The following is a 22,291-nucleotide window of genomic DNA, read 5'->3' as shown; positions in this document are numbered from 1 at the left end:
CCCCCTACTTCACCTTCCAATTCATGTAAGAAGTATTGCCCAGTTCTGTAAATCCTAATAATTCAGACTTAACCTTCAAGACTAATGGCGATGCATTTTCTTCTGTTATCTCTTGAATATCTATCCAAATATATCCAAGTGAATCGTTCGCACCATCAGACACAGCTTCCGAAATCGTAACTTGAGGTGCACTCTCATTCATTTCAACATCATACAAGGCCATGATATGGTGAACCATAAAATTTTTTAACTCTTCCCTGACGAAAACATCGTAGATTCGAGGATTAGAGTAGCTTCTAACAGTAAATCCCGTCTCTTCCATAACTTCTCTAGTCAGCGTTTCCGTCAGGCCTTCACCAAGTTGCTGACTGCCTCCAGGTAGGTCATACCGATGTTGATAAGGGCCTCTCGTTTTTTCAATGCAGAGTAACTTCCCATTTTCAAAGCAAACAGCGTAGACACCAAAGTGTCTTTTGATTTCCATCAGATCCTCCTACTTCAAAGACCAGCCACCATCTATTGTCAAAATTTGTCCTTGCATGGCGCTCGCTTTTCCACTTGCTAAGAAAAGACTAAGCTCTGCTACTTCCTCTGGTTCAATCCAGCGTTTGATTGGTGTTTCACTAGCAACCCAGGTAGCCAATCCACCTGGCTCAAAGTCCGCAGCAGTCATAGCTGTCTTGACTGCTCCTGGAGCGATACCAAATACCTGAATCCCGGTTTCAGCATAGTCTAGAGCCAACTGCTTGGTAAAGCCTGCCAAGGCGTGCTTCGAAGAAGTATAGGCGTGTCCACCGCCACCTGCTAGGCTCGAAGCAATGGAGCACATATTGATAATGGTACCTTTTTTATTCTCCAGCATTTGTGTCAAGTAATAGCGAGTCAACTCAACAGGAGTCATATAGTTGATTTCAAAAATCTCTTGAATTTCCTGCGCTGATTGTTCCAATAGGGGTTTATAAGCATCCAACACTCCAGCAGTATTGCACAAAATATCTACCTGAGGGCACCAGTCAAAAATAGGCTCCAAGTCCAAAGTCAAATCTCTCTGTAAAAAGTGAAAATCACCCTCTAAGAGTGGATTTTCACCTTGGTCAACTCCATAAACTTGATAGCCCTTCTCTAACAAGAGTCGAGCTTGAGCCAGACCAATCCCTGAACTCACTCCTGTAATGAGTACACGTTTAGTCATGCGCTTCTACCCAATCCGTCGCCAAAACATCACAAGGTGTCGGACTCCACATGGAAAAACCTTCTCCCTCCCCAGAAACGTTGATTAGGAAATAAGGTGTCACTTCAAGTGCAACCCCATTTTGCTCGATAGTGTCAAAAAGTTGGACATAGTTTTCAGCACCTCCCCAACCAGTTCGTACATATTTTTTCTTAGCCTTTAACCCAGGTAGAATTTCTTCAAATGTCATGTTTTTCTCCTTTAAAATCAATAATTCTTCCCTTCATTATAACAAAAAAACCGCTTTGCAACGGCTTTTTGACTGTGATTTATTTACATCTGCTTCTACTTACGGCAAATTATTCCCTGCTGCAAGATAAATTTCATACCATTCTTTTCTTGTTAAGCTAAAGTTTGCCGCTTGGCTAACTTCTCTCAAGTGATTAGGATTTGCGGTACCTACGACTGCCTGCATTTTTGCTGGATAACGCAATATCCAAGAAATGGCAATAGTTGAAGAGGTTACTCCATATTTAATAGCTAAACGATCAAGTACTTGATTTAAAGCTTGAAATTTCTCATTTCCAACAAAATTCCCTTTAAAATACCCAAATTGTAAGACAGACCATGCTTGAATGACCACATCGTGTAATTGGCAATATTCAAAAATGCTGCCATCTCGCATAGCTGCTTGACTATCTTCCATATTAACATGAAAACCTGATTCAAATCCTGGAGTAAAAGCCGCACTCAATTGTAGCTGATTAACAGCTAACGGCTGCTTGACATCTTTTTTAAGCAACTCCATCATCATAGGATTTTGATTAGAAACTCCAAAATCTCGAACCTTACCTTGTTTATAAAGAAGATCAAAGGCTTCTGCTACTTGGTCAGATTCCATCAAAGCATCTGGTCGATGAAGAAGCAAGCTGTCCAGATGATCAATCTTCAATCTTTGCAAAATACCGTCTACTGATTTTATAATATAGTCCTTAGAAAAATCAAAATAGGTAAATTCTTCTATGCGAATGCCACATTTGGACTGAATCCACATCTTTTCTCTTAAATCTGGACGATTTTTTAGGACAAGACCTAACAGTTCTTCACAACGACCACGACCATATATATCAGCCAAGTCGAAAGCATTGATTCCAACAGAAAGTGCTGTTTCTACAAGCTCTTCAACTTCTTTTACAGACTTATCTTTTATTCTCATCATTCCGAGAACAATTTCTGATAATTCTTTGTCATCTTGACCAAGAGTTATGTATCTCATCAAATTTTTCTCCTTTAATTTCTAACATTCTTCCCTTCATTATAACAAAAAACCGCTTTGCAACGGCTTTTTGACTATATTTCACTCCATTTTATCTTCTTAAACCCACGGAACAAGAGAAAAATGCCAATAAAAAGAACAGCTAAAGGAATGAATTTTGTAAGGAAAACATTTGAAATGCCCATCCACGCATAATAACGGAGCAGAGAGCCTACAATAAGATGGGCAACAATCATACTGACAAAGGGACGAAAGACCGCTTCTTTCCAATTCCAAATACTGATGACTAGAGAAAGCGTAAAGACAAGGAAACTATCCCAGGGAGCAGGAAGATAAAATGCTCCTTCTTGTATGAAACTTCCTATTCCTACATATCCCAGAACAACTAGAAGGACAAGAATCCCAACGACAATATAAGTGCCAATTTTCATTTTAGAAGAATCTTGGACTAAACTCCATCGTAAGATTGTGGCTACAAGCCAAAATCCAATCAAAAAAAGAAGAAGTTGCCCTAAAAATGTGAGCAAATTGACTGTTAAGAGAGGACCTTTAGAAAAATCACTTAGTAGTTGATAATAACGTAATATCGCTAGGACAAAAATTGGTGTTAAAAGGGACTCCTTGATAGAACTGCGTGGTGCTTCCTTGAGAATCTCTTTCATTATTTTTTTAGGATTCTTACCTAAATAATCCTCTGCACTCATGCCATCTCGTTCTGCTTCTGAGAAATCTAACATCATCAAATAAACCTGCTCTCTGAGATAGTCTTCATCATAGAGAAATCCAGCAAGATTAAAACTATCCCACAGTTCCTCAAAATACTGCTGATTGTCCTCAGAAAATTCATGTAGCAAAGCGCTTGTTTCTTCGTAATACTTCATTTTCTTCATGATTTAATCCCCATTCTTAATTCCTTCTACTTTTTGACTCAAATCATCCCATTGTTGCCAAAAGACTGAGACACGCTCTTCTCCTTCTTTCGTTAATGAAAAATACTTCCGATCTGGACCATCTGGCGACGGGCGCATGTCGCCTCTTATCCATTGATTTTTTTCTAACTTTTGCAACAAAGGATAAATAGTTCCTGGAACGATAGTATCAAATCCAGCCTCTCGCAAAGTCTGAACCAACTCATAACCATATCGCTCTTTTTGACCTATCATATCCAAGACACAACCTTCAAGAACACCTTTTAATAGTTGAGTTTCTTTCATCCCTTCCCCCTTCTATCTATTTTGTAATACTTACTAGTAGCTTCATCTATAATATACCACTTCACACTAGTTTGTAAAGCATAATAGTTGATACTCTTAGAAAATCTCTTCAAACAAAGTCAGCGTCGTCTTACCGTAGATATGGTTACTGACTTCGTCAGTTCTATCCACAACCTCAAAACAGTGTTTTGAGCTGACTTCGTCAGTTCTATCTACAACCTCAAAACGGTGCTTTGAGAAACCTGCGGCTAGCTTCCTAGTTTGCTCTTTGATTTTCATTGAGTGTACATAAAAAAACAGAACTAGCATGAACTAGTCCTGTCTACTTTTACCCAATCACACTTCCGTTTGGTACAGCTGGATCAACTGTGAGAAGGGTTAATTTTCCATCATATTCAGCTGAGAGGATCATCCCTTGACTGACATATTTCTTCATCATTTTACGAGGTTTGAGGTTAGCAACGATTTGAACTTTCTTACCAACCAATTCTTGTTCATTTGGATAGTACTTAGCAATCCCTGAGAGAATTTGACGGTCTTCACCATCACCAGCATCCAAGCGGAATTGAAGCAACTTATCTGAACCTTCTACTTTAGACACTTCTTTGACTTCTGCGACACGGATTTCAATCTTATCAAAGTCTTCAAACTTGATTTCTTCCTTGTTTAGTTTGAGTTCAACTTCATCTGGATTCCATTCTTTTTCGACAGCTGGCTTGTTGCCTTCCATTTGTTCCTTGATATAGGCGATTTCTTCTTCCATATCGAGACGTGGGAAGATTGGTGTTCCTTTAGCAACTACTGTTACACCTGCAGGAAAGTCTGCTAGATTTAAGTTTTCAAGGCTAGAAACTTCTGCTAGACCAAGTTGATTCAAAACTGCACGACTGGTTTCCATCATAAATGGCTCAATCAAGTGTGCTACGACGCGGAGGCTGGCTGCCAAGTGGCTCATGACACTTGCTAATTGGTCACGAAGTGCTTCATCCTTAGCCAAGACCCATGGAGTTGTCTCGTCGATGTATTTATTAGTACGAGAGATAAGGGTCCAGACTGCTTCAAGGGCACGTGGGTAGTCAACTGCTTCCATGTATTTATGGTAATCAGCAATTGATTCAGCAGCTACTTGAGCAAGAGCATTGTCAAATTTAGTCACACTTTCTACATAGGCAGGGATTTGACCATCAAAATACTTGTTAATCATAGAAACCGTACGGTTAAGGAGATTCCCAAGGTCATTGGCCAATTCATAGTTGATACGGCCTACATAGTCTTCTGGAGTGAAGGTTCCGTCTGAACCAACTGGAAGGCTACGCATGAGATAGTAACGAAGTGGATCTAGTCCATAACGCTCTACCAACATTTCAGGGTAAACCACATTCCCTTTAGATTTAGACATCTTGCCGTCTTTCATGACGAACCAACCATGGGCAATCAAACGATCAGGTAATTTAACATCCAACATCATAAGAAGGATTGGCCAGTAGATGGAGTGAAAACGAAGGATGTCTTTCCCTACCATGTGGAAGACTGTTCCATTCCAGAACTTATCAAAGTTACCATGTTCGTCTTGACCGTAGCCAAGAGCTGTCGCATAGTTAAGAAGGGCATCAATCCAAACGTAGACAACGTGTTTTGGATTTGATGGGACAGGCACTCCCCATGTAAAGGTTGTACGAGATACCGCCAAATCTTCCAAACCTGGCTCGATGAAGTTACGTAGCATTTCATTGAGACGACCATCTGGAGTGATAAATTCAGGATGGGACTTGAAAAAGTCTACCAAACGGTCTTGGTATTTGCTGAGGCGAAGGAAGTATGATTCTTCGGATACCCATTCAACCTCGTGACCTGATGGAGCAATACCGCCAGTCACATTTCCAGCTTCATCACGAAATACTTCTGCAAGCTGGCTTTCTGTAAAGAATTCTTCATCTGATACTGAATACCAGCCAGAGTATTCACCCAAGTAAATATCATCTTGAGCCAGCAAGCGCTCAAAGACCTGTGCGACAACTTTTTCGTGGTAGTAATCAGTTGTACGGATAAATTTATCGTATGAAATATTTAGTAATTGCCAGAGTTCTTTAACTCCAACTGCCATTCCATCAACATAGGCTTGTGGTGTAATGCCAGCTTCTTCCGCTTTTTGTTGAATCTTTTGACCATGCTCATCAAGACCTGTCAGATAAAAGACATCGTAGCCCATTAGGCGTTTGTAACGGGCTAGGACATCACAGGCGATGGTTGTGTAGGCAGAACCGATATGAAGTTTCCCAGATGGATAGTAAATCGGCGTTGTAATATAAAAATTCTTTTCAGACATAATTTTTCCTTTCCAGGCAAATGAAACCTGTTTTTCTAACACTTCATTATATCACATTTTTAAGGATTTTCGATAGGGAAATCTATACAAAAACAAGATAGACGAGTGTCCATCTTGTTGATCTTATTCATAACGAAGGGCTTCGATTGGGTCAAGTTTCGATGCCTTGTTGGCTGGCAAGACTCCAAAGATCATACCCACGCTAGCCGAAACCGCAAGACTAAATAGGGCAACTGGGATCGATACTCCCACTTCTATACCCGCAATCAAGCCTTGCAGTAACAAACCTGCTAAGGCAGTTAAACCACTTGCAATTGTCAAGCCAATCAAGCCACCTAACAAGGTCAAAATCATGGATTCAATCAAAAACTGGATTAAAATATTAGCACGTGTTGCACCCAAAGCCTTACGGAGACCAATCTCACGGGTACGCTCTGTAACAGAAACCAGCATAATGTTCATAACACCAGTTCCTCCAACAAAGAGGGAAATACCTGCAATGGCACTAATAATCGTCGTCATAAAACTAAACGATTGTTGAACTTCTGCAAATGCAGCTGACTCATCTGATACTTGATATTCTCCCTGTTGCAAGCCAGCAAGCTCTGTCATTTTTCGTGCTAATTCTGGACCCAGAGTTTGAGTCAAGCTTGTGTCATTCACTCGAAAGACAATATTAGCTATTTCATCTACATTAAAATTCGCAGCAAGGGAAGTATTTGTAGTAATGGGCAAGCCACCAAAACCATATATTTTTGAACGTTTAGCCTCTGGACTAGTATAAACCCCAATGACCCGGTAACTAAATCCATTAACTTCTACAACCTTGTTAATAGCCTCTTGAGGAGAGCCAAATAAACTAATGGATAATTCTTCATCAAGCAAAATGACACTTGCAAATTCTTTGAAATCTTGTTCTCTCAGACTACGTCCCGCAAGAATTTCATTCTTAACAGCCTCCATATAAGTTCTGTTTCCACCTGTCAAATTAGCATTTTCAACCTTTTTATCTTTATAAGTCAAAATGGCGTTCGTTGAGTTGGTTACATAGTAGTTATCCACTCCCTTGAGTTTGGCTGCCTCCTTGACCCAAGATTCTTGCGGTTTTGGTGGTTCAACATGAACTTCCTCTTCTTTTCCAGAAACCGTAAAAGCTGATTGTTTCTGAGTAAAAGACCCATCTTTACTTTTTTTAGAAGAGAAAAAGACACTAATATTCTTCTGAGATTTGGTCATATCTTTGTTGAGTTGACGAGATAGGGAGTCACCTAGAGCCATAATCACAACAACGGATGAAACACCGATAATAATCCCAATCATGGTAAGCAAAGAACGCATCTTATGAGCCATGATAGATGAAAAGGCAAATTTCAGATTCTGCATCTTAGTTTTCCTCCTTTTCTAACTGAGCACTATCAGACGAAATGACCCCATCTCGAATGACAATCTGACGTTTGGCATAAGCAGCGATTTCAGGCTCATGCGTTACCATGATAATAGTTTTTCCTTCTTTATTTAATTCAACCAATAATTGCATGATTTGGTTGCCTGTTTTGGTATCCAAGGCTCCTGTCGGTTCGTCTGCTAAGATAATAGAAGGATTGTTTACCAAGGCACGCGCAATAGCCACACGTTGCTTTTGACCACCAGATAATTCCGAAGGCAAATGGTGACTACGTTCTGTCAATTCAACCTTGTCTAAATACTCCTCAGCCAACTTGCGACGTTTTGAAGACGAAACTCCTGCGTAAATCAAGGGCAATTCTACATTTTGCAGAGCATTGAGTTTCGATAGAAGAAAGAACTGCTGAAAGACAAAACCGATTTGTTGGTTGCGAACCTTAGCTAGTTGTTTTTCACCCAATCCAGCCACTTCTTGACCTTCAAGATAATACTCTCCACTACTTGGTGTATCCAACATCCCAATCATATTCATGAGAGTAGACTTACCAGAACCGGATGGTCCCATAATGGCAACAAACTCACCCTCATTCACTTCTAGGTTGATATTTTTGAGAACCTGCAGTTCTTGGTCACCGTTACGGTAACTTCTGCAGATATTTTTTAGACTAATTAGTTGCTTCATCAGCCTTCACCTCTTTTCCTTCTTCCAAGGAAGATGTTGGATTACTGATGACCTTGACTCCATTTGTCAGACCTGAAGTGATTTCTTGGTTGTCTGCATCAGCATTGCCCAAACCAACTTCCACTTTCTTGGCCTTTTTCTGCTCGTCAAGCACCCAGACATAATTCTTATCATTTTCAGTCACAACACTTGTTAGAGGAACCAAAATGGCTTTACTCTTATTCTTGACCTCAACACTTACTGAGAATCCTTGTTTCAAATCACCGATTTCACTTGTAACATCAATAGTATATGGATATTTAGAGCCAGAATTACCGCCTGCTGCTACAGCTGTACTTGCTGCTTCACCATTGTTTTTAGGATAGTCAGAAATATAGCTTAATTTCCCAGTCCATTTTTTATCAGGATACACTTTAGAAGTAAAAGTTACTTCTTGACCTACATATAGGTTGGCGAGGTTATATTCAGACAGTTCTCCCTTAACTTGCAAGTTTTCATTACTTACGACATGAACGACTACTTGGCTAGCTCCTGTTGGAGATTTAGAAACATTGTGGTTGACTTCGACCACAGTTCCCTCTAGGGTACTGAGAACCGTCATTGCATCTAACTGACTTTGAGCCTTACTTAATTGTGCTGCTGCATCTGCACGCGCATCACGGGCATCACCCAACTGAGCGTCAATAGAAGCAACAGAATTTCCAGCCACTGGAGTTGGGCTTTGCACCGTTGCATCTTCTCCTCCTGCTGGCGCAGAGGCTTGAGGAGCTGGAGCTGAAACGGCTTCATTTCGTGCTTGATTGAGTTCATTGATATGACGATCTGCCTTAGCGACTGCTCGGCTAGCTGAATCATAGGCCGCCTGCGCTTCTGAACTACTGTACTTGACTAAAGCCTGCCCTTCGCTGACCTTATCCCCCACAGAAACAAGGATTTCATCTAAATCTCCCTTACTAGCATCAAAATAAACGTATTGTTCATTTTTTGCCGTTACTGTCCCTGACAATAAAACAGAGGATGCCACGCTTCCTTCCTTGGCAACAACAAGATGAGTAGCCTCATCTTTTACAGCAGTCTGAGAAGGTTGTCTAAAGAGCAAAATGCCCCCAGCACCCAATACAACTACACTTGCAGCACCGATTGCTGCATACAGTTGCCACTTTTTAGCTTTACCATTCTTTTTCTTCATAATGAAACTCCTTTTTTTTTACAATACTTTGCTATTATACCAGATTTCCCTCCAGCAAACAATGCAGTTCAGATGGAAATAATGACAGTTCAGGATTAAACAATCGTTCGGAAATTCTCCTTTTCTATTGTACTAGTTATATAATACATTATTTTGACTTATTTGGCAAGCCTTTTCTTTAATTTTTTTGAACGTAGCAGATTTTTGCAATCACATCAAAAAAAAGATAGAATATGACTATCAAAAAATGACACTCTACTATTTAAAAGAGTATAAAGGAGTTTTCAATGAGAGAATATGATATCATTGCTATCGGTGGAGGTAGCGGAGGAATTGCTACCATGAACCGTGCTGGTGAACACGGAGCCAAAGCGGCCGTTATTGAGGAAAAGAAACTAGGCGGAACATGTGTCAATGTCGGTTGTGTTCCTAAAAAAATCATGTGGTACGGGGCGCAAATCGCTGAGACTTTCCATCAATTTGGAGAAGACTATGGTTTTAAAACTACTGATCTTAACTTTGACTTTGCAACCCTACGTCGCAATCGTGAAGCCTACATCGATCGCGCTCGTTCTTCTTATGATGGCAGTTTTAAACGCAACGGAGTAGACTTGATTGAAGGTCATGCTGAATTTGTAGATTCTCATACTGTTAGCGTAAATGGTGAGTTGATTCGTGCTAAACATATCGTGATTGCTACAGGTGCCCATCCAAGTATTCCAAATATTCCTGGTGCTGAGCTAGGTGGCTCTTCTGATGATGTATTTGCCTGGGAAGAATTGCCAGAATCAGTTGCTATTCTAGGCGCTGGTTATATCGCCGTTGAATTGGCTGGCGTACTCCACACTTTTGGTGTCAAGACAGACCTCTTTGTTCGCCGCGATCGTCCTTTACGTGGTTTTGATTCTTACATCGTTGAAGGTCTGGTCAAGGAAATGGAAAGAACAAACTTACCACTTCATACTCACAAAGTCCCTGCCAAGTTAGAAAAAACTACTGACGGCATTACCATTCATTTCGAAGATGGTACTAGTCACACAGCTAGCCAAGTTATCTGGGCTACGGGTCGCCGTCCAAACGTTAAGGGCTTGCAACTTGAAAAAGCTGGAGTAACTCTGAACGAACGTGGCTTTATCCAAGTGGATGAATACCAAAATACTGTTGTTGAGGGAATCTACGCTCTAGGTGATGTAACAGGCGAAAAAGAACTAACTCCAGTAGCTATCAAGGCTGGGCGTACCCTATCTGAACGTCTCTTTAACGGAAAAACAACTGCAAAAATGGACTACTCAACTATTCCAACTGTTGTCTTTTCACACCCTGCTATCGGAACGGTTGGATTGACCGAAGAGCAAGCTATTAAAGAATACGGTCAAGACCAAATCAAGGTTTATAAATCAAGCTTTACGTCTATGTACTCTGCTTGCACTTTCAACCGTCAAGAAACTCGTTTCAAATTGATCACAGCTGGTTCAGAAGAAAAAGTTGTCGGACTTCATGGAATTGGATACGGTGTTGATGAAATGATTCAAGGATTTGCTGTTGCTATCAAAATGGGAGCAACCAAGGCTGACTTTGATGCAACTGTGGCGATTCACCCAACTGCATCTGAAGAATTTGTAACTATGCGTTAATCGAAATAAAAGAAGCAAAGCAAAAAACACTTCTAAATAGCAAAAAGCGAGTATTTCCGTAGTTGGAGATACTCGTTTTCTTATGTTTTATTTTATAGTATGTTGAAGTAAGATATGCAAAAATCAATTAACAAACCATAGCAAAATACAAGGATTATAATACAATCATTTATTCTTTTCTTTAAAAGATTCATATATTTTTTTATATAACTCTTTTATATCTTTTTTCTGAGAATTCAACTCTTCTTTACCGTAGTCAAAGTTTGCTACCACAAATCCCTCGCCATCATCAGAAAAAGTAAAAAATTCTATTTCAATTAGTTTATTATGCTTAGAGTCCTCTATAGTGTCTCCTAAACCATTATTGAATTGCTTCACTTCTTCTTCACGAACTCCGAACCCCGTAGCAGCTCCATTTGCAATGATGTTTGAAAATACTTCTTCTGAAGATGATACTTCTTTCACAGTTATGAAGTATATAGCTTCTTCCGTTTCTACTTGTCTCACTTTATTCCATTTTTCTGTATCACTAGAAGAAAGCGTATAGACTGTTAACTCTACCGTTGGCTTATTGATATTTTCTTTTGTAATCATTTGTTTTCCAAAAAAGAAGAAGGCAAGTAACCCAGCTACAAAGATCAAAGCAATATAAATTATCTTTTTCATACATTATACCCTATATCTTTCATGTCAATTATCACATCAACTTCGTTATAGACAGCTGGATCATGCGTCGCTATTATAACATATTTGTCTTCATCTTTTTCATTTAATAACAAACGAATGATTTCTTTTCCAATCTCACCATCTAAAGCTCCTGTGGGCTCATCTGCTAAAATAATTTTACGTGGTTTCATTAACATTCTGGCAATAGCTACACGTTGAGCCTGCCCACCAGACAATTCGTATATTTTTTGATGTAAATAGTCACTTGACAGTCCTACTTTTTCAAGTACGTCAGTTATTGTTTTTTTGTCTTTAGTGATAAGGCTCAGATTATCATATACTGTTTTGTTATCTATTAAAGAATAATTCTGAAATACATATCCAACAGTATTTTTAAAAAAAGTTCTTTCTTTTATCTTCCAAATATCTTGTTTATCAACTAAAACATTCCCACTGTCAATTTTTTCTAATCTTCCTATAATATTAAGAAGGGTACTTTTACCGGAGCCAGAACCTCCAATCAATGCATAGCTTTTTCCAGATTCAAATATTAAATTTAAGTCTGTAAAGATCTTCTTTGAGCCGAAACTCTTTGAAACGTTCAAAAGGTCAATTGTCATGATTCATCTCCTTTTAAAATTTTAGTGTAGCTTTCAGATAATTTCCTAAAACTCATTATGATTGACAACATCAAAACTAGCAGAGAAGCCACTCCAATATATAGCAACTCTATTTGCCCTGTCATAAGAAATGTAAATAGAATAACCATTGTAATAGTCATCATAAAATATTTGAGACTTGAAATTGCTATATATGTTTTTGACAGACCCAAAATGATTTTTTTCACATATTCATTCTGTTTTAGAGTAATAAAAAGTTGGACATATTGATAAATGAGTATAAAGACAATACTGTAAATTATCTTCTGCAAGATTTGTGAAAGTAAAATTTGGTGCTCTAAGGATTGAATCTTTAATTTCACAATTTGGTAAACATCTACTGGATTCATTGAGAAATTCAACGGGACAGTCATCTCATTTATTTTTTTTACCGCTTCAGGACTAAAAAGAGATTTATATAGTATGTTACTAGCCAAAGAAAACTTATTATTTTCCATCATTTTGTCCGTATCTAACACAACAACTATATTATCTTTGCTATCTGCTACATTTGCCAGCGGTAAAATATCTTTCATTTTAAGATTATTATCAGCATCTTCATTAAAATAAAAAATTTTTTCCCCATCAGGAATTATTTGTACTGCAAGCTGTTCTTTTGTATAGTTTGTTCCAATAAATTGTTCTGCTACAACTGTATTCTCAATAGATTTCTGGTTTTCTTTCCACTTCTCAGGAATATAGATGGTTGCTATTTTATTATCTAAAAGATGATAGTTTGTTCTATTCACTTTATTTTGTAGGTTAGCACCTGTTTGATTAATATAAATCAACTCTTTATTTATTTCTGAATTCGTTATCCCGTCATTTTCTAATTGTTTAGAAAAATTTTCTATAACATGCGAAGTTTTCATGAAATCTGGAACATATGCCGAAGATCGTTCTATATATAAAAAATCTAAGTTTTTTAAGGCAGCAACTATCTGTAGATACTGACCATCTGAATCACTAACTTCTCCATTTTTAGCAGAGTTACTTTCAATTCCAAGGAACTCAATCCTTCTCCAGTCTTTTACTGTGTCCCATGGTACTAAATTCTGTATTTGTATGTTCATACTAGATTGACTACTATTTGTTTCTTGTAAAAAAATTCCTGAGACAAGAATGATAATCGAAATGATGACAAGCCATACGACAAAAATAAGTTTATTTTTCGCCTTGTTTTTGATAATTTCAATGGGCTTTTCAATCTGAATCGTCAACCAAAATAAAACAAAAGTAATAAGATCAATGATTTGAAATAGTATAAAATTCGTTAAAAGCAGAGAGAAAAATAACTTAGAACTATAGGTGAAGAAACCATTACCCAAAAAAGAACTGTAAGAAATCATCAATAAAGCCATCATAATCAGTTCAAAAATAAGAGAAATGACATACTCTCTTCTAAGGTCGTATACAGGCAAGCCCAAAGAACGTCGTATCACTCCTTCTTTGATCTGCCTCGTCCTAACAACAAATAAAACAACTAATAAAGTTAAGTAAATTGAACCCATTAACAGTATTCTTAAAGTTCCAGTAAATTGTAATATTCCTCCTATATACCAAGGATAAGCCATATATACTGTTTGTAGTCCAGTCATCGTAAGTGGTTTCAAACTGTCTACATCTATTTTCCCAAGTGTGTAATACATCCCTACTATTGGTGCTGACTTTAATTGTTCATTATTTACATCATCAAAGTTTACATACTTCAACTGACCCGAACTCTGAACGATTGGCTTGTAAATGGTAACCTTTTCCGTTTTTGATAAGTCACGAACCATTTCGTATATTTCGTTATTAGAAAGATTACTTTTTCCTTGGATAGAAAAAGCACCATCAATTGGTAAAGGTATGGGGATTTCGGTATCACTAATAGTGACCAGACCAATTGTAGCAATCAAACAAAAGAAGAATCCAATGATACATAATTTTAATTTCATAAGCAATTACCATATGACAAAAGACTCTATTTTATAATTGGGTCTCTTGTTTTCATAAATTATTGTTTAAAATCTATAATAATCCCAATGTGCATTTAATCGAACATCATTTCAAATTTTTTGCTTGAAAATGTCCATCTATAATCTTTTTTATCGTGAACTTTAACGTTCCCAAAATATTCGTTACTGATGACTCTGAACTAATATTATTTGAAGAACTAACAAAGTAATTCGAATAACCATAGCTATCACTTACACCATACTTCCATAAATCAATAATCGGATATAGAACTGGGATTGCTGTAGTTTCACTACCAACACTAGCTGTAGTAGCAAATCCAAAACTGAAAAAACTTGTAGCCAGCAAAATGAACTTCTTCTTAGTAAATTTTTGGTATTTTACTTCTCCTTGAATTATAATATTTGACAAAAACTCAGTAATAATTCTCTATTTTAAAATTGAACACATTTATTTGTAAGTGTTTACAATATTAATTTAATACTAATATTTTAGTTTGTCAAGTATTTATAGTATATTTTTTATTGATAAAATGGGATTATCTATAAAGGCGATTTACAAATCGATAAAAAACAATTATCCAACTTCTCTTGTGAATCAAATCGGCCGTTACAGTCTTTGTTACCTTGTTTTCAAAAATAGGTTGACAATAATTCTCCTACGAGTATAATAGTTACTATACATCAGAAAAGAGGTTAACTATTTTGAAAAAAGCTCACGTTTATGCTATCCCTGCTATTGGGGCTGCTCTCATTGCTGTTTTGGCACAAATCAGTCTTCCAATTGGACCTGTTCCCTTCACTCTGCAAAACTTTGCAATCGGCTTGATTGCTACTGTCTTTAGACCGAGAGAGGCTGTACTTTCTGTTGCACTCTATCTTCTTCTAGGTGCAATCGGTCTTCCTGTCTTTGCAGGAGGTGGAGCTGGATTTCAGGCTTTAGTTGGCCCTACTGCAGGCTATCTTTGGTTTTATCTCGTTTACTCTGGACTTACTTCTTCCCTAACTAACAGCAAGAGTGGGATTGTCAATATTTTTCTTGCAAACCTCTTGGGTGATGCCCTTGTCTTTGTCGGAGGGATTCTCAGCTTGCATTTTCTAGCTGGAATGGCATTTGAAAAAGCTCTTGTTGTGGGGGTATTTCCCTTTATCATTCCAGACCTTGGTAAACTTCTAGCTATTAGTTTTATTAGCCGTCCACTACTTCAACGCCTTAAAAATCAGGCTTACTTCGCTAACTAAAAAAGGATATCGAGTTGCCATGACTCAATATCCTTTTCTTTCATTTTGAAAACTTAGTTTCCTTTAAAAGCATCCACCATGGTTTGAAATTCTTCATTGGAGAGAGTAATCCCCTTGCCCATTTTAGTATGATCTGGACTCCAAGCACGAATATCAAACTTTGCAGGGGCACCATTAAAGCTCACACGGTTGATTTCCTTAGTCCAACCTTTTTCGTTTTCAGAAAGAGTCAACAAGTGCTCTTCGATTTCAAATGTAAATTCTGCCATTTTCTTCTCCTTTTTTAGCTTTCATTTGATTATTCGTAAAATCTTGTAGATTTTAGGAAAATTTTATATAATATTGATATAAAAGAAGGGAGGCCAATATGAGACATAAATTCCAGCAAGTTCTAGATAAAATACATGACTTTTTAAATGGACATGACCAACCTGACCAGACTGAAACCAACTCCCTTACAGCCACTATTGAAGAGGCTATCCAGAAACAAACCGCTGTTCACCTTATCTTGTCTGAGACAAGTTTTACAGGTGACATCATCAAATACGATCAACAAGGCCAGCAAATTATCGTGAAAAATTTTTCCAAAAATGTAAGCCGTATTATCCGCATAAGCGATATTCAACGCCTGCGATTTGTACCTTCAACTGTCCAAACAGCTCAAAAAAATAGATTTAAGAAAGAGTGAGATGTAGTTACTTCATCCCACTCTTTTTTCTTAGCGAACTTGTTCAAAATGTAAATGAACCGCGATATGATCTCCATAACCACTTCTTTCCAAGTCACGTTGCAGACGATAGGAAATGTAGTGTTCTGCAATGGTAATGTAACCTGCACCCAGTAAACGATGTTCAACCATAGACTGAATCATGCTAATAGTAGCACGTTCCACCTTGGCCTCTTCCAAATCCAAAACCACTTTTTTAGTGACTTGTGCAAGATTTTGACGCAAATCATCTGTCAATACATAGACAGTCTGGGCTGCCTTTAAGATAGCTTGGTAAATCTTATCTGGATTAAATTCAGCAATTTCTCCATCACGTTTGATTACTTGCATAGGTTTCTCCTTTATTCTTTGTTTTCTTTGATTTCTGCCAGCATTTTTTCTTCTTCTACTGTCAGTTGATAATCTTCAAGCAAATCCGGTCTGCGTTCGTAGGTTTTCTTCAAACTCTCATACAATCGCCACTGACGAATCTTTTCATGGTGCCCGCTCATTAATACATCTGGCACGACCATTCCTCGATAATCATAGGGACGTGTGTACTGAGGGTATTCAAGAAGGCCTGAAGAAAAACTATCATCTTGGTGGCTAGACTCCTTGCCAATCACTTCTGGAATCAGGCGTACCGTAGCATCAATCATGGTCATAGCTGCCAACTCTCCACCAGTCAAGACATAGTCCCCCAGGGAAATCTCATCCGTCACCAAGGTCTTAATGCGCTCGTCATACCCCTCGTAGTGACCACAGATAAAGATCAGTTCATCTTCTTTGGCCAAATCCTCAGCATAAGCCTGATCAAACTGCTTTCCAGCAGGATCGAGGAGAATCACGCGCGGATTTTTCTTTTCAATAGCATCAAAGGCATCGAAAATGGGTTGAGCTCGGAGCAACATCCCCTGACCGCCTCCGTAGGGCTCATCATCTACATGGCGGGCCTTTTCAGCATATTCTCGAAAATTATGATACTGGATATCCAAAAGCCCTTTTTCTCGAGCCTTTCCAACGATTGAGTGCTCTAGCGGAGAAAACATCTCTGGAAAGAGGGTTAAAATATCAATCTTCATCATCTAACCCTTCTAAAATTTCCACATCGACACGGTTATTCGGAATATCAACATTGAGAACCACTGGTGGAATATAAGGCAAGAGCAAGTCACGTTTGCCTTTTCGCTTGACCACCCAGACATCGTTAGCACCTGGTTGCAGGATTTCCTTGATGGTTCCAATCAAGTTATCACCCTCATAGACTTCCAAACCGATAATCTCGTGATAGTAGAATTCACCATCGTCTAGGTCATTCAAATCTTCCTCAGCAACCTTGAGACTGTATCCCTTATACTTTTCGATAGCGTTGATATGGTACATATCTTTGAATTTAATAATGTCAAAGTTCTTCTGTTTACGGTGGCTAGCGATGGTCACTGTTTGGATAAACTGATCTTTTTCATCAAACAAGGCCAGCTCAGCTCCTTTTTTAAACCGTTCTTCTGCAAAATCCGTCACAGACAAGACTCGCATCTCACCCTGCAACCCCTGCGTATTGACGATTTTCCCAACATTAAAGTAGTTCATCTTGTCTCCCGTAGTCTCCTTCTTTCCATCTTATTCTAACAATTCTCGAATAATAGCCGCAATTTTTTCCGCTTCGGACCATTGTAAATAATGGTGATTCCCTCCTAAAATGAGTTTAGTATTGGAAGTCCAATATTCTGATTCTCTGTACTCTTTTTCTCTATAAGGCTGACAAAAAACAAATACAGGGATACAATCTGGTATTGATACATCCTCAAAATCTTCCTCAATAATCTCTCCAGATATCTGAAATCCTGGATTTTGCTTTTCCAACTCTAAGCCTTTTTCTTGCATTATTTCCCAGATTTCTTTATTCGTTTCAGGACTAAATGTTGCTTGAGTTAAGTTCTTAAAATAAAGTTCAGGATCACACTCGTCAATCAGCCTCATCTGCTCTTCCATTTCTGGATAAGGATTTTCTGAAAAATCAGCAAACATGATTTTTTTAGTTGTCGGTTCAATTGCTAGTAAAGCCTGACACTTAATTGATTTGTTGAGTAATTTGCAAGCTAAAATTCCACTCAAACTATGTACACAAAGTATATATTCAAAAATCGCCAATTCTTCAAGCACTTCATAAACTGCATCTGCAAGATTATCTAGATTTTTTCCAGTTTGGTCATGAATCGGACTCCTACCTGTGTTCGGAAAATCAATTGTCAAATAACCAATTGTAGGAGGAAGTTTTTCAAGTATAAGTGAAAAATTTTCATAACTTGGTAGCAAACCTGCGCCACTTAAACAAACTAGCATTTTCTTTTGCTTTTGATAAGTAACAGAGAGACTACCAATCTCTGTAGATACTTCAAACCTCTTCATAAAGAAATCCACTCATTCTATATAATGAATTATTAAAAATCCTTATCCTTTATTTTATCATGTTCCAAGGATTTTCTCAAGTTGGAGGAAGGGGACAACATCTCTACTTTCCATTCAAAAATCCTTCCAAATCACGTTCATGCTGATATTTGATAGACGCCTTTTTGTCTTTTTCAAAAATAGTCTTGGTTAGATCTATGTCGTTGATGGCCGCAATTGCGACAGTGTAGTGAATAATATCAGCCAGTTCTTTTGCTAGTTCCTCGTTCGAATCTTGAACTCCTTCTTTTCTACCAGAACGACCATTCAAAACCTCAGCTACTTCTCCGACTTCCTCCACTAACTTCATAAAGAGACCTTCCTCAGTCCGAGACTGCTGGTAATGTTCCAGTAGGTAGTCTTGTAATTGTCTAAACGTTAAATCTTTCATATCCTGCTCCTTGCAAAAAAAGCGAGACATTCGTCCCGCCCTTCTTATTTTTCGTCAATAACGATTCTTACTTTTTTGTCTTCAGTTGGGACAGAGTAGACAATCGTTCTTATCGCAGAAATAGTGCGACCCTTACGACCGATTACACGACCCACATCACTTTGATCAAGATCCAAATGATATTCCAAAAATTCTGGTGTATCTTCTATCTTGATAGTTAAGGCATCTGGTTGTGAAATCAAGGGTTTCACAATCGCAATAATAAGATTTTCAATCGTATCCATCTGTCAACCTACTTTAAACTTATTTTGAGAATTTAGAATCGTGGAATTTCTTCAATACACCTTCTTTTGAAAGGATGTTGCGAACTGTATCTGAAGGTTGAGCTCCATCAGCCAACCATGCAAGAACGCGGTCTTCTTTCAAAGTTACTTGGTTTTCAGCAACAAGTGGGTTGTAAGTTCCAACTGTTTCGATGAAACGTCCGTCACGTGGTGAACGTGAATCTGCTACGTTGATACGGTAGAAAGGTTTTTTCTTAGAACCCATACGAGTCAAACGGATTTTAACTGCCATTTTTAAAGTCTCTTTTCTTATTTTTTATTTCGGTGAAATAGCTGAGCTATTTAGCACATGTTCTATTATAGCAGATTTCTGGCAGGTGTCAAGAAAAAAACTTGACAGACTATAAAATTCTTAAACCTTTTAGAAATTTGTTAGAAGTAGGAAATAAATGTTTGAAAGAAGCTATCCGTGAATACTATTTTATACTCAATGAAAATCAAAGAGCAAACTAGGAAGCTAGCCGCAGGTTGCTCAAAGCACTGCTTTGAGGTTGTAGATAAGACTGACGAAGTCAGTTACATATATCTACGGCAAGGCAAAGCTAACGTAGTTTGAATTTGATTTTCGAAGAGTATTAGAAACATTTTATAAAGACCATCAAGTCAAACCCTCCATCTCTCCTGAACGAGATTTGGATACTTGGCTCCTAAATCCTAAGCCCATTCCCAAACGAAATATCAAGGATTTTAAGAACGATATCTACTAATTATTTATAAAATATGAAGTAATAGATTCTAAATAAGGAAATAATTTAGTTCTGTAAAAATTAACTTCTACACCTATAACGCTTATTCTGACAGACTTTATAACAGTCTAAGAAAAAAGTAGAGATTCATACAGTATCTAGATTTTCCAGAAATTCTTTAGTTGTTTGACTATCAAGGGCTTTTATTAAAAAATTTTTTCAAATAATTACCACATTGACACATAAAATTCTTGCTTTCTAAATTTAAGTGTGATATATTTATAACACAACATTTAAATATTATATATTTATAACACAAAAAGGAGTCTATCATGAAAAAAAGTCAAAAAATGCGTGGCCTCATTGCAATGATTGCCGTAGCTCTCTTTATTGATTTTATTGTTTTATTTGGTTCTAATCTTAGTTGGGAACCCAAGTTAGTTATTACTGGTATTTCAGTGTCAGGTCAAATTGTAGCTATTTGGAGCTGGCTACATATGAAACTATGGTCTCATAAAAGTCAGAAAGGTAAGGAAAAGATTATTTTTGACTTGTCTGTTAAGCTTTACACGATACTTGTGTTTGCAGCAAGCATTTTTTATACAGTAGGGATTTGGCTGGCAACCCCTAGCGTAAGTTCTGGTATTAAAGAATGGATTTTGGGAATTGGCCTCGTTATTGAAGTGATTTTATTTGCTTTTTTCTGTTTGAAAAATGTCAAGGAAACTCCGGACGAACGCTTTTATGCTAATTTAGCCAAGGCAGCTAGCTTGATGTTTGTTTTTATACTAGGCGCACTGATGATCCTAACAGTTATCATTGGGTATATGGGGTCTCTCACTCTTTACATGGGACAGATATTTTTTAGCATAGCTGCCTTGATTTGCATCTTTGCGGTTGTCTATTTTATCTTGGAACGTAGAGGATAAGCATGGCCAAAGAAAGCAAAATTATTACTAATCTCAAATCTGTTCGTGAGTCCACAGGCATGACCCAGCAGGAGTTAGCCGACCTCATCGGCATGCGACGCGAGACAATTCTGCACTTGGAAAATAACCGTTACAACCCTTCGCTAGAAATGGCTCTTAAAATTGCTCAAGTTTTTAATCTGAAAGTAGAAGACCTCTTTGAACTCAGACAGCAAGAGGAAGCATAATTCTTTCCGAGACCTAGTATTAAGTTCATTGATTCATTAGGAAGTAAAGTCAAAAGAAAAATCCATTGAAAATGTGCTCTTTTAAAATATAGTAATTCTTTCGAATTAACGTTTGCTAATTGTGATGCTTTACGAGCTTTCTTATGACCTGGTTTCCTAAATACTTTGAGTACACTTATGGCATTGATGCCCCAAAGCAAGTGACTTTTTAGTTGACTTTCTCTAAAACCACCTTGTCACTAATATTTGAAATCCCCTTCCTTTTAGGGTACAATGGTAGAAATGAATTTTTGAAAGGATCAGAATGAAAAAACTAGCAACCCTTCTTTTACTATCCACTGTAGCTCTAGCTGGATGTAGCAACATCCAACGTAGTTTGCGTGGTGATGACTATGTAGATTCTAGCTTGGCCGCTGAGGAAAGCTCCAAAGCAGCAGCCCAATCTACCAAGGAGTTAAACGATGCTTTAACAAACGAAAACGCCAATTTCCCACAACTATCTAAAGAAGTTGCTGAAGATGAAGCCGAAGTGATTCTCCACACAAGCCAAGGTGATATCCGCATTAAGCTCTTCCCTAAACTCGCTCCTCTAGCGGTTGAAAACTTCCTCACTCATGCCAAAGAAGGCTACTATAACGGTATTACCTTCCACCGTGTCATCGATGGCTTTATGGTCCAAACCGGAGATCCAAAAGGGGACGGTACAGGTGGTCAGTCCATCTGGCATGACAAGGATAAGACTAAAGATAAGGGAACTGGTTTCAAGAACGAGATTACTCCTTATCTCTATAACATCCGTGGTGCTCTTGCTATGGCTAATACTGGTCAACCAAACACCAATGGTAGCCAATTCTTCATCAACCAAAACTCTACTGATACCTCTGCTAAACTCCCTACAAGCAAGTATCCCAAGAAAATCATCGAAGCCTACAAAGAAGGTGGAAACCCTAGTTTAGATGGCAAACACCCAGTTTTTGGTCAAGTGATTGACGGTATGGATGTTGTGGATAAAATTGCTAAAGCCGAAAAAGATGAAAAAGACAAGCCAACGACTGCTATTACTATCAATAGTATCGAAGTAGTGAAAGACTACGATTTTAAATCATAAAAACCAAAAAATACAGTATCCATATTCGGTA

Annotated in this window: 30 protein-coding genes; 7 read left to right on the top strand and 23 right to left on the bottom strand. The window is 37.9% G+C overall.

Going from position 1 to position 22,291, the window contains the following annotated elements; translation table 11 throughout:
* Window positions 1–4: 4 nt before the first annotated feature.
* The 11 genes from DSY56_RS00650 to DSY56_RS00600 form a co-directional block, all read right to left on the bottom strand.
* Window positions 5–484 (bottom strand): NUDIX hydrolase, encoded by a 480-nt coding sequence (locus DSY56_RS00650; protein WP_112443502.1) that lies wholly within the window; start codon window positions 482–484, stop codon window positions 5–7.
* A 9-nt stretch (window positions 485–493) separates the two neighbouring features.
* A complete protein-coding gene (locus DSY56_RS00645; protein ID WP_112443501.1) occupies window positions 494–1,192 on the bottom strand; it encodes a 3-oxoacyl-ACP reductase in 699 nt (232 codons plus the stop codon).
* Entirely contained in the window at window positions 1,185–1,421 is a 237-nt protein-coding gene (locus tag DSY56_RS00640; RefSeq protein ID WP_000141912.1) for a DUF2829 domain-containing protein, read from the bottom strand. The genes DSY56_RS00645 and DSY56_RS00640 overlap by 8 nt, the downstream gene beginning before the upstream one ends.
* 99 nt (window positions 1,422–1,520) lie before the next feature.
* Entirely contained in the window at window positions 1,521–2,447 is a 927-nt protein-coding gene (locus DSY56_RS00635) for an aldo/keto reductase (protein ID WP_112443500.1), read from the bottom strand.
* 74 nt (window positions 2,448–2,521) lie between these two features.
* Entirely contained in the window at window positions 2,522–3,337 is an 816-nt protein-coding gene (locus DSY56_RS00630; protein WP_112443499.1) for a hypothetical protein, read from the bottom strand.
* Between the two features lie 3 nt (window positions 3,338–3,340).
* Window positions 3,341–3,661: a PadR family transcriptional regulator gene (locus DSY56_RS00625; RefSeq protein WP_112443498.1), complete on the bottom strand. Its 321-nt coding sequence runs from the start codon at window positions 3,659–3,661 to the stop codon at window positions 3,341–3,343.
* A 96-nt stretch (window positions 3,662–3,757) separates the two neighbouring features.
* Complete coding sequence (locus DSY56_RS12160) at window positions 3,758–3,940, bottom strand: hypothetical protein (protein ID WP_112443779.1); 183 nt, start codon at window positions 3,938–3,940, stop codon at window positions 3,758–3,760.
* A 49-nt stretch (window positions 3,941–3,989) separates the two neighbouring features.
* Window positions 3,990–5,987 (bottom strand): methionine--tRNA ligase, encoded by a 1,998-nt coding sequence (metG, locus tag DSY56_RS00615; RefSeq protein ID WP_112443497.1) that lies wholly within the window; start codon window positions 5,985–5,987, stop codon window positions 3,990–3,992.
* A gap of 123 nt (window positions 5,988–6,110) precedes the next feature.
* On the bottom strand, window positions 6,111–7,370 hold the full coding sequence (locus tag DSY56_RS00610; RefSeq protein ID WP_112443496.1) for an ABC transporter permease: 1,260 nt from the start codon (window positions 7,368–7,370) through the stop codon (window positions 6,111–6,113).
* A 1-nt stretch (window position 7,371) separates the two neighbouring features.
* Window positions 7,372–8,073: an ABC transporter ATP-binding protein gene (locus DSY56_RS00605; RefSeq protein WP_112443495.1), complete on the bottom strand. Its 702-nt coding sequence runs from the start codon at window positions 8,071–8,073 to the stop codon at window positions 7,372–7,374.
* Window positions 8,057–9,262 (bottom strand): efflux RND transporter periplasmic adaptor subunit, encoded by a 1,206-nt coding sequence (locus DSY56_RS00600; RefSeq protein WP_112443494.1) that lies wholly within the window; start codon window positions 9,260–9,262, stop codon window positions 8,057–8,059. Before DSY56_RS00600 ends, DSY56_RS00605 begins: the two co-directional genes overlap by 17 nt.
* 287 nt (window positions 9,263–9,549) lie before the next feature.
* On the opposite strand from DSY56_RS00600, the gene gor reads away from it, so the two are divergent.
* Window positions 9,550–10,896, top strand: a complete 1,347-nt coding sequence (gene gor / locus DSY56_RS00595; protein WP_112443493.1) for a glutathione-disulfide reductase — start codon at window positions 9,550–9,552, stop codon at window positions 10,894–10,896.
* Window positions 10,897–11,061: 165 nt separating this feature from the next.
* Here gor and DSY56_RS00590 read toward each other — a convergent pair whose 3' ends face one another.
* The 4 genes from DSY56_RS00590 to DSY56_RS00575 form a co-directional block, all read right to left on the bottom strand.
* Complete coding sequence (locus DSY56_RS00590; RefSeq protein ID WP_112443492.1) at window positions 11,062–11,562, bottom strand: hypothetical protein; 501 nt, start codon at window positions 11,560–11,562, stop codon at window positions 11,062–11,064.
* Window positions 11,559–12,182 (bottom strand): ATP-binding cassette domain-containing protein, encoded by a 624-nt coding sequence (locus DSY56_RS00585; protein WP_000151028.1) that lies wholly within the window; start codon window positions 12,180–12,182, stop codon window positions 11,559–11,561. The genes DSY56_RS00590 and DSY56_RS00585 overlap by 4 nt, the downstream gene beginning before the upstream one ends.
* Window positions 12,179–14,161 (bottom strand): ABC transporter permease, encoded by a 1,983-nt coding sequence (locus DSY56_RS00580; RefSeq protein ID WP_112443491.1) that lies wholly within the window; start codon window positions 14,159–14,161, stop codon window positions 12,179–12,181. Before DSY56_RS00580 ends, DSY56_RS00585 begins: the two co-directional genes overlap by 4 nt.
* 106 nt (window positions 14,162–14,267) lie before the next feature.
* Window positions 14,268–14,591 (bottom strand): hypothetical protein, encoded by a 324-nt coding sequence (locus DSY56_RS00575; protein ID WP_234990537.1) that lies wholly within the window; start codon window positions 14,589–14,591, stop codon window positions 14,268–14,270.
* A 293-nt stretch (window positions 14,592–14,884) separates the two neighbouring features.
* Here DSY56_RS00575 and DSY56_RS00570 point away from each other — a divergent pair, with 293 nt between their 5' ends.
* Window positions 14,885–15,421, top strand: coding sequence for a biotin transporter BioY (locus tag DSY56_RS00570; protein WP_112443490.1), 537 nt, complete (start codon window positions 14,885–14,887; stop codon window positions 15,419–15,421).
* 53 nt (window positions 15,422–15,474) lie between these two features.
* Here the strand turns inward: DSY56_RS00570 and DSY56_RS00565 are convergent, their stop codons facing one another.
* A complete protein-coding gene (locus DSY56_RS00565; protein WP_000807422.1) occupies window positions 15,475–15,690 on the bottom strand; it encodes a YdbC family protein in 216 nt (71 codons plus the stop codon).
* Window positions 15,691–15,788: 98 nt separating this feature from the next.
* Here DSY56_RS00565 and DSY56_RS00560 point away from each other — a divergent pair, with 98 nt between their 5' ends.
* A complete protein-coding gene (locus DSY56_RS00560; protein ID WP_001216100.1) occupies window positions 15,789–16,109 on the top strand; it encodes a hypothetical protein in 321 nt (106 codons plus the stop codon).
* A 30-nt stretch (window positions 16,110–16,139) separates the two neighbouring features.
* Here DSY56_RS00560 and DSY56_RS00555 read toward each other — a convergent pair whose 3' ends face one another.
* From DSY56_RS00555 to rpsP, 7 genes are all read right to left on the bottom strand, one after another.
* Entirely contained in the window at window positions 16,140–16,478 is a 339-nt protein-coding gene (locus DSY56_RS00555; protein ID WP_001196041.1) for an ATP cone domain-containing protein, read from the bottom strand.
* Between the two features lie 11 nt (window positions 16,479–16,489).
* Complete coding sequence (gene trmD / locus DSY56_RS00550; RefSeq protein WP_112443778.1) at window positions 16,490–17,209, bottom strand: tRNA (guanosine(37)-N1)-methyltransferase TrmD; 720 nt, start codon at window positions 17,207–17,209, stop codon at window positions 16,490–16,492.
* Window positions 17,199–17,717, bottom strand: a complete 519-nt coding sequence (rimM, locus tag DSY56_RS00545) for a ribosome maturation factor RimM (RefSeq protein WP_112443489.1) — start codon at window positions 17,715–17,717, stop codon at window positions 17,199–17,201. Before rimM ends, trmD begins: the two co-directional genes overlap by 11 nt.
* Window positions 17,718–17,747: 30 nt before the next feature.
* Complete coding sequence (locus DSY56_RS00540; protein ID WP_112443488.1) at window positions 17,748–18,536, bottom strand: alpha/beta fold hydrolase; 789 nt, start codon at window positions 18,534–18,536, stop codon at window positions 17,748–17,750.
* 103 nt (window positions 18,537–18,639) lie between these two features.
* Complete coding sequence (locus DSY56_RS00535) at window positions 18,640–18,966, bottom strand: MazG nucleotide pyrophosphohydrolase domain-containing protein (RefSeq protein WP_112443777.1); 327 nt, start codon at window positions 18,964–18,966, stop codon at window positions 18,640–18,642.
* Window positions 18,967–19,010: 44 nt separating this feature from the next.
* The gene (gene kphA, locus DSY56_RS00530) at window positions 19,011–19,250 is read right to left on the bottom strand and encodes an RNA-binding protein KphA (RefSeq protein WP_000379617.1); all 240 of its coding nucleotides are present in this window, start codon (window positions 19,248–19,250) and stop codon (window positions 19,011–19,013) included.
* 19 nt (window positions 19,251–19,269) lie between these two features.
* Window positions 19,270–19,542 carry a 30S ribosomal protein S16 gene (rpsP, locus tag DSY56_RS00525; protein ID WP_000268760.1) on the bottom strand — a complete coding sequence of 91 codons (273 nt, stop codon included), beginning with the start codon at window positions 19,540–19,542 and terminating at the stop codon, window positions 19,270–19,272.
* A gap of 198 nt (window positions 19,543–19,740) precedes the next feature.
* Here rpsP and DSY56_RS12545 point away from each other — a divergent pair, with 198 nt between their 5' ends.
* The 4 genes from DSY56_RS12545 to DSY56_RS00510 all read left to right on the top strand — a co-directional run bounded on the left by DSY56_RS12545 (window position 19,741) and on the right by DSY56_RS00510 (window position 22,260).
* Complete coding sequence (locus DSY56_RS12545; RefSeq protein WP_268809844.1) at window positions 19,741–19,866, top strand: hypothetical protein; 126 nt, start codon at window positions 19,741–19,743, stop codon at window positions 19,864–19,866.
* A 462-nt stretch (window positions 19,867–20,328) separates the two neighbouring features.
* Window positions 20,329–20,925, top strand: coding sequence for a DUF3796 domain-containing protein (locus DSY56_RS00520; protein ID WP_112443487.1), 597 nt, complete (start codon window positions 20,329–20,331; stop codon window positions 20,923–20,925).
* A gap of 2 nt (window positions 20,926–20,927) precedes the next feature.
* Window positions 20,928–21,152 (top strand): helix-turn-helix transcriptional regulator, encoded by a 225-nt coding sequence (locus DSY56_RS00515; protein WP_049532384.1) that lies wholly within the window; start codon window positions 20,928–20,930, stop codon window positions 21,150–21,152.
* A gap of 304 nt (window positions 21,153–21,456) precedes the next feature.
* Window positions 21,457–22,260, top strand: coding sequence for a peptidylprolyl isomerase (locus tag DSY56_RS00510; RefSeq protein ID WP_112443486.1), 804 nt, complete (start codon window positions 21,457–21,459; stop codon window positions 22,258–22,260).
* The last annotated feature ends 31 nt before the right edge of the window (window positions 22,261–22,291 follow it).

The sequence above is a fragment of the Streptococcus sp. 596553 genome (assembly GCF_900411395.1).
In the GTDB taxonomy this organism is placed as follows: Bacteria; Bacillota; Bacilli; order Lactobacillales; family Streptococcaceae; genus Streptococcus; species Streptococcus mitis_BA.
This window is presented reverse-complemented; position numbering and strand designations above follow the sequence as displayed.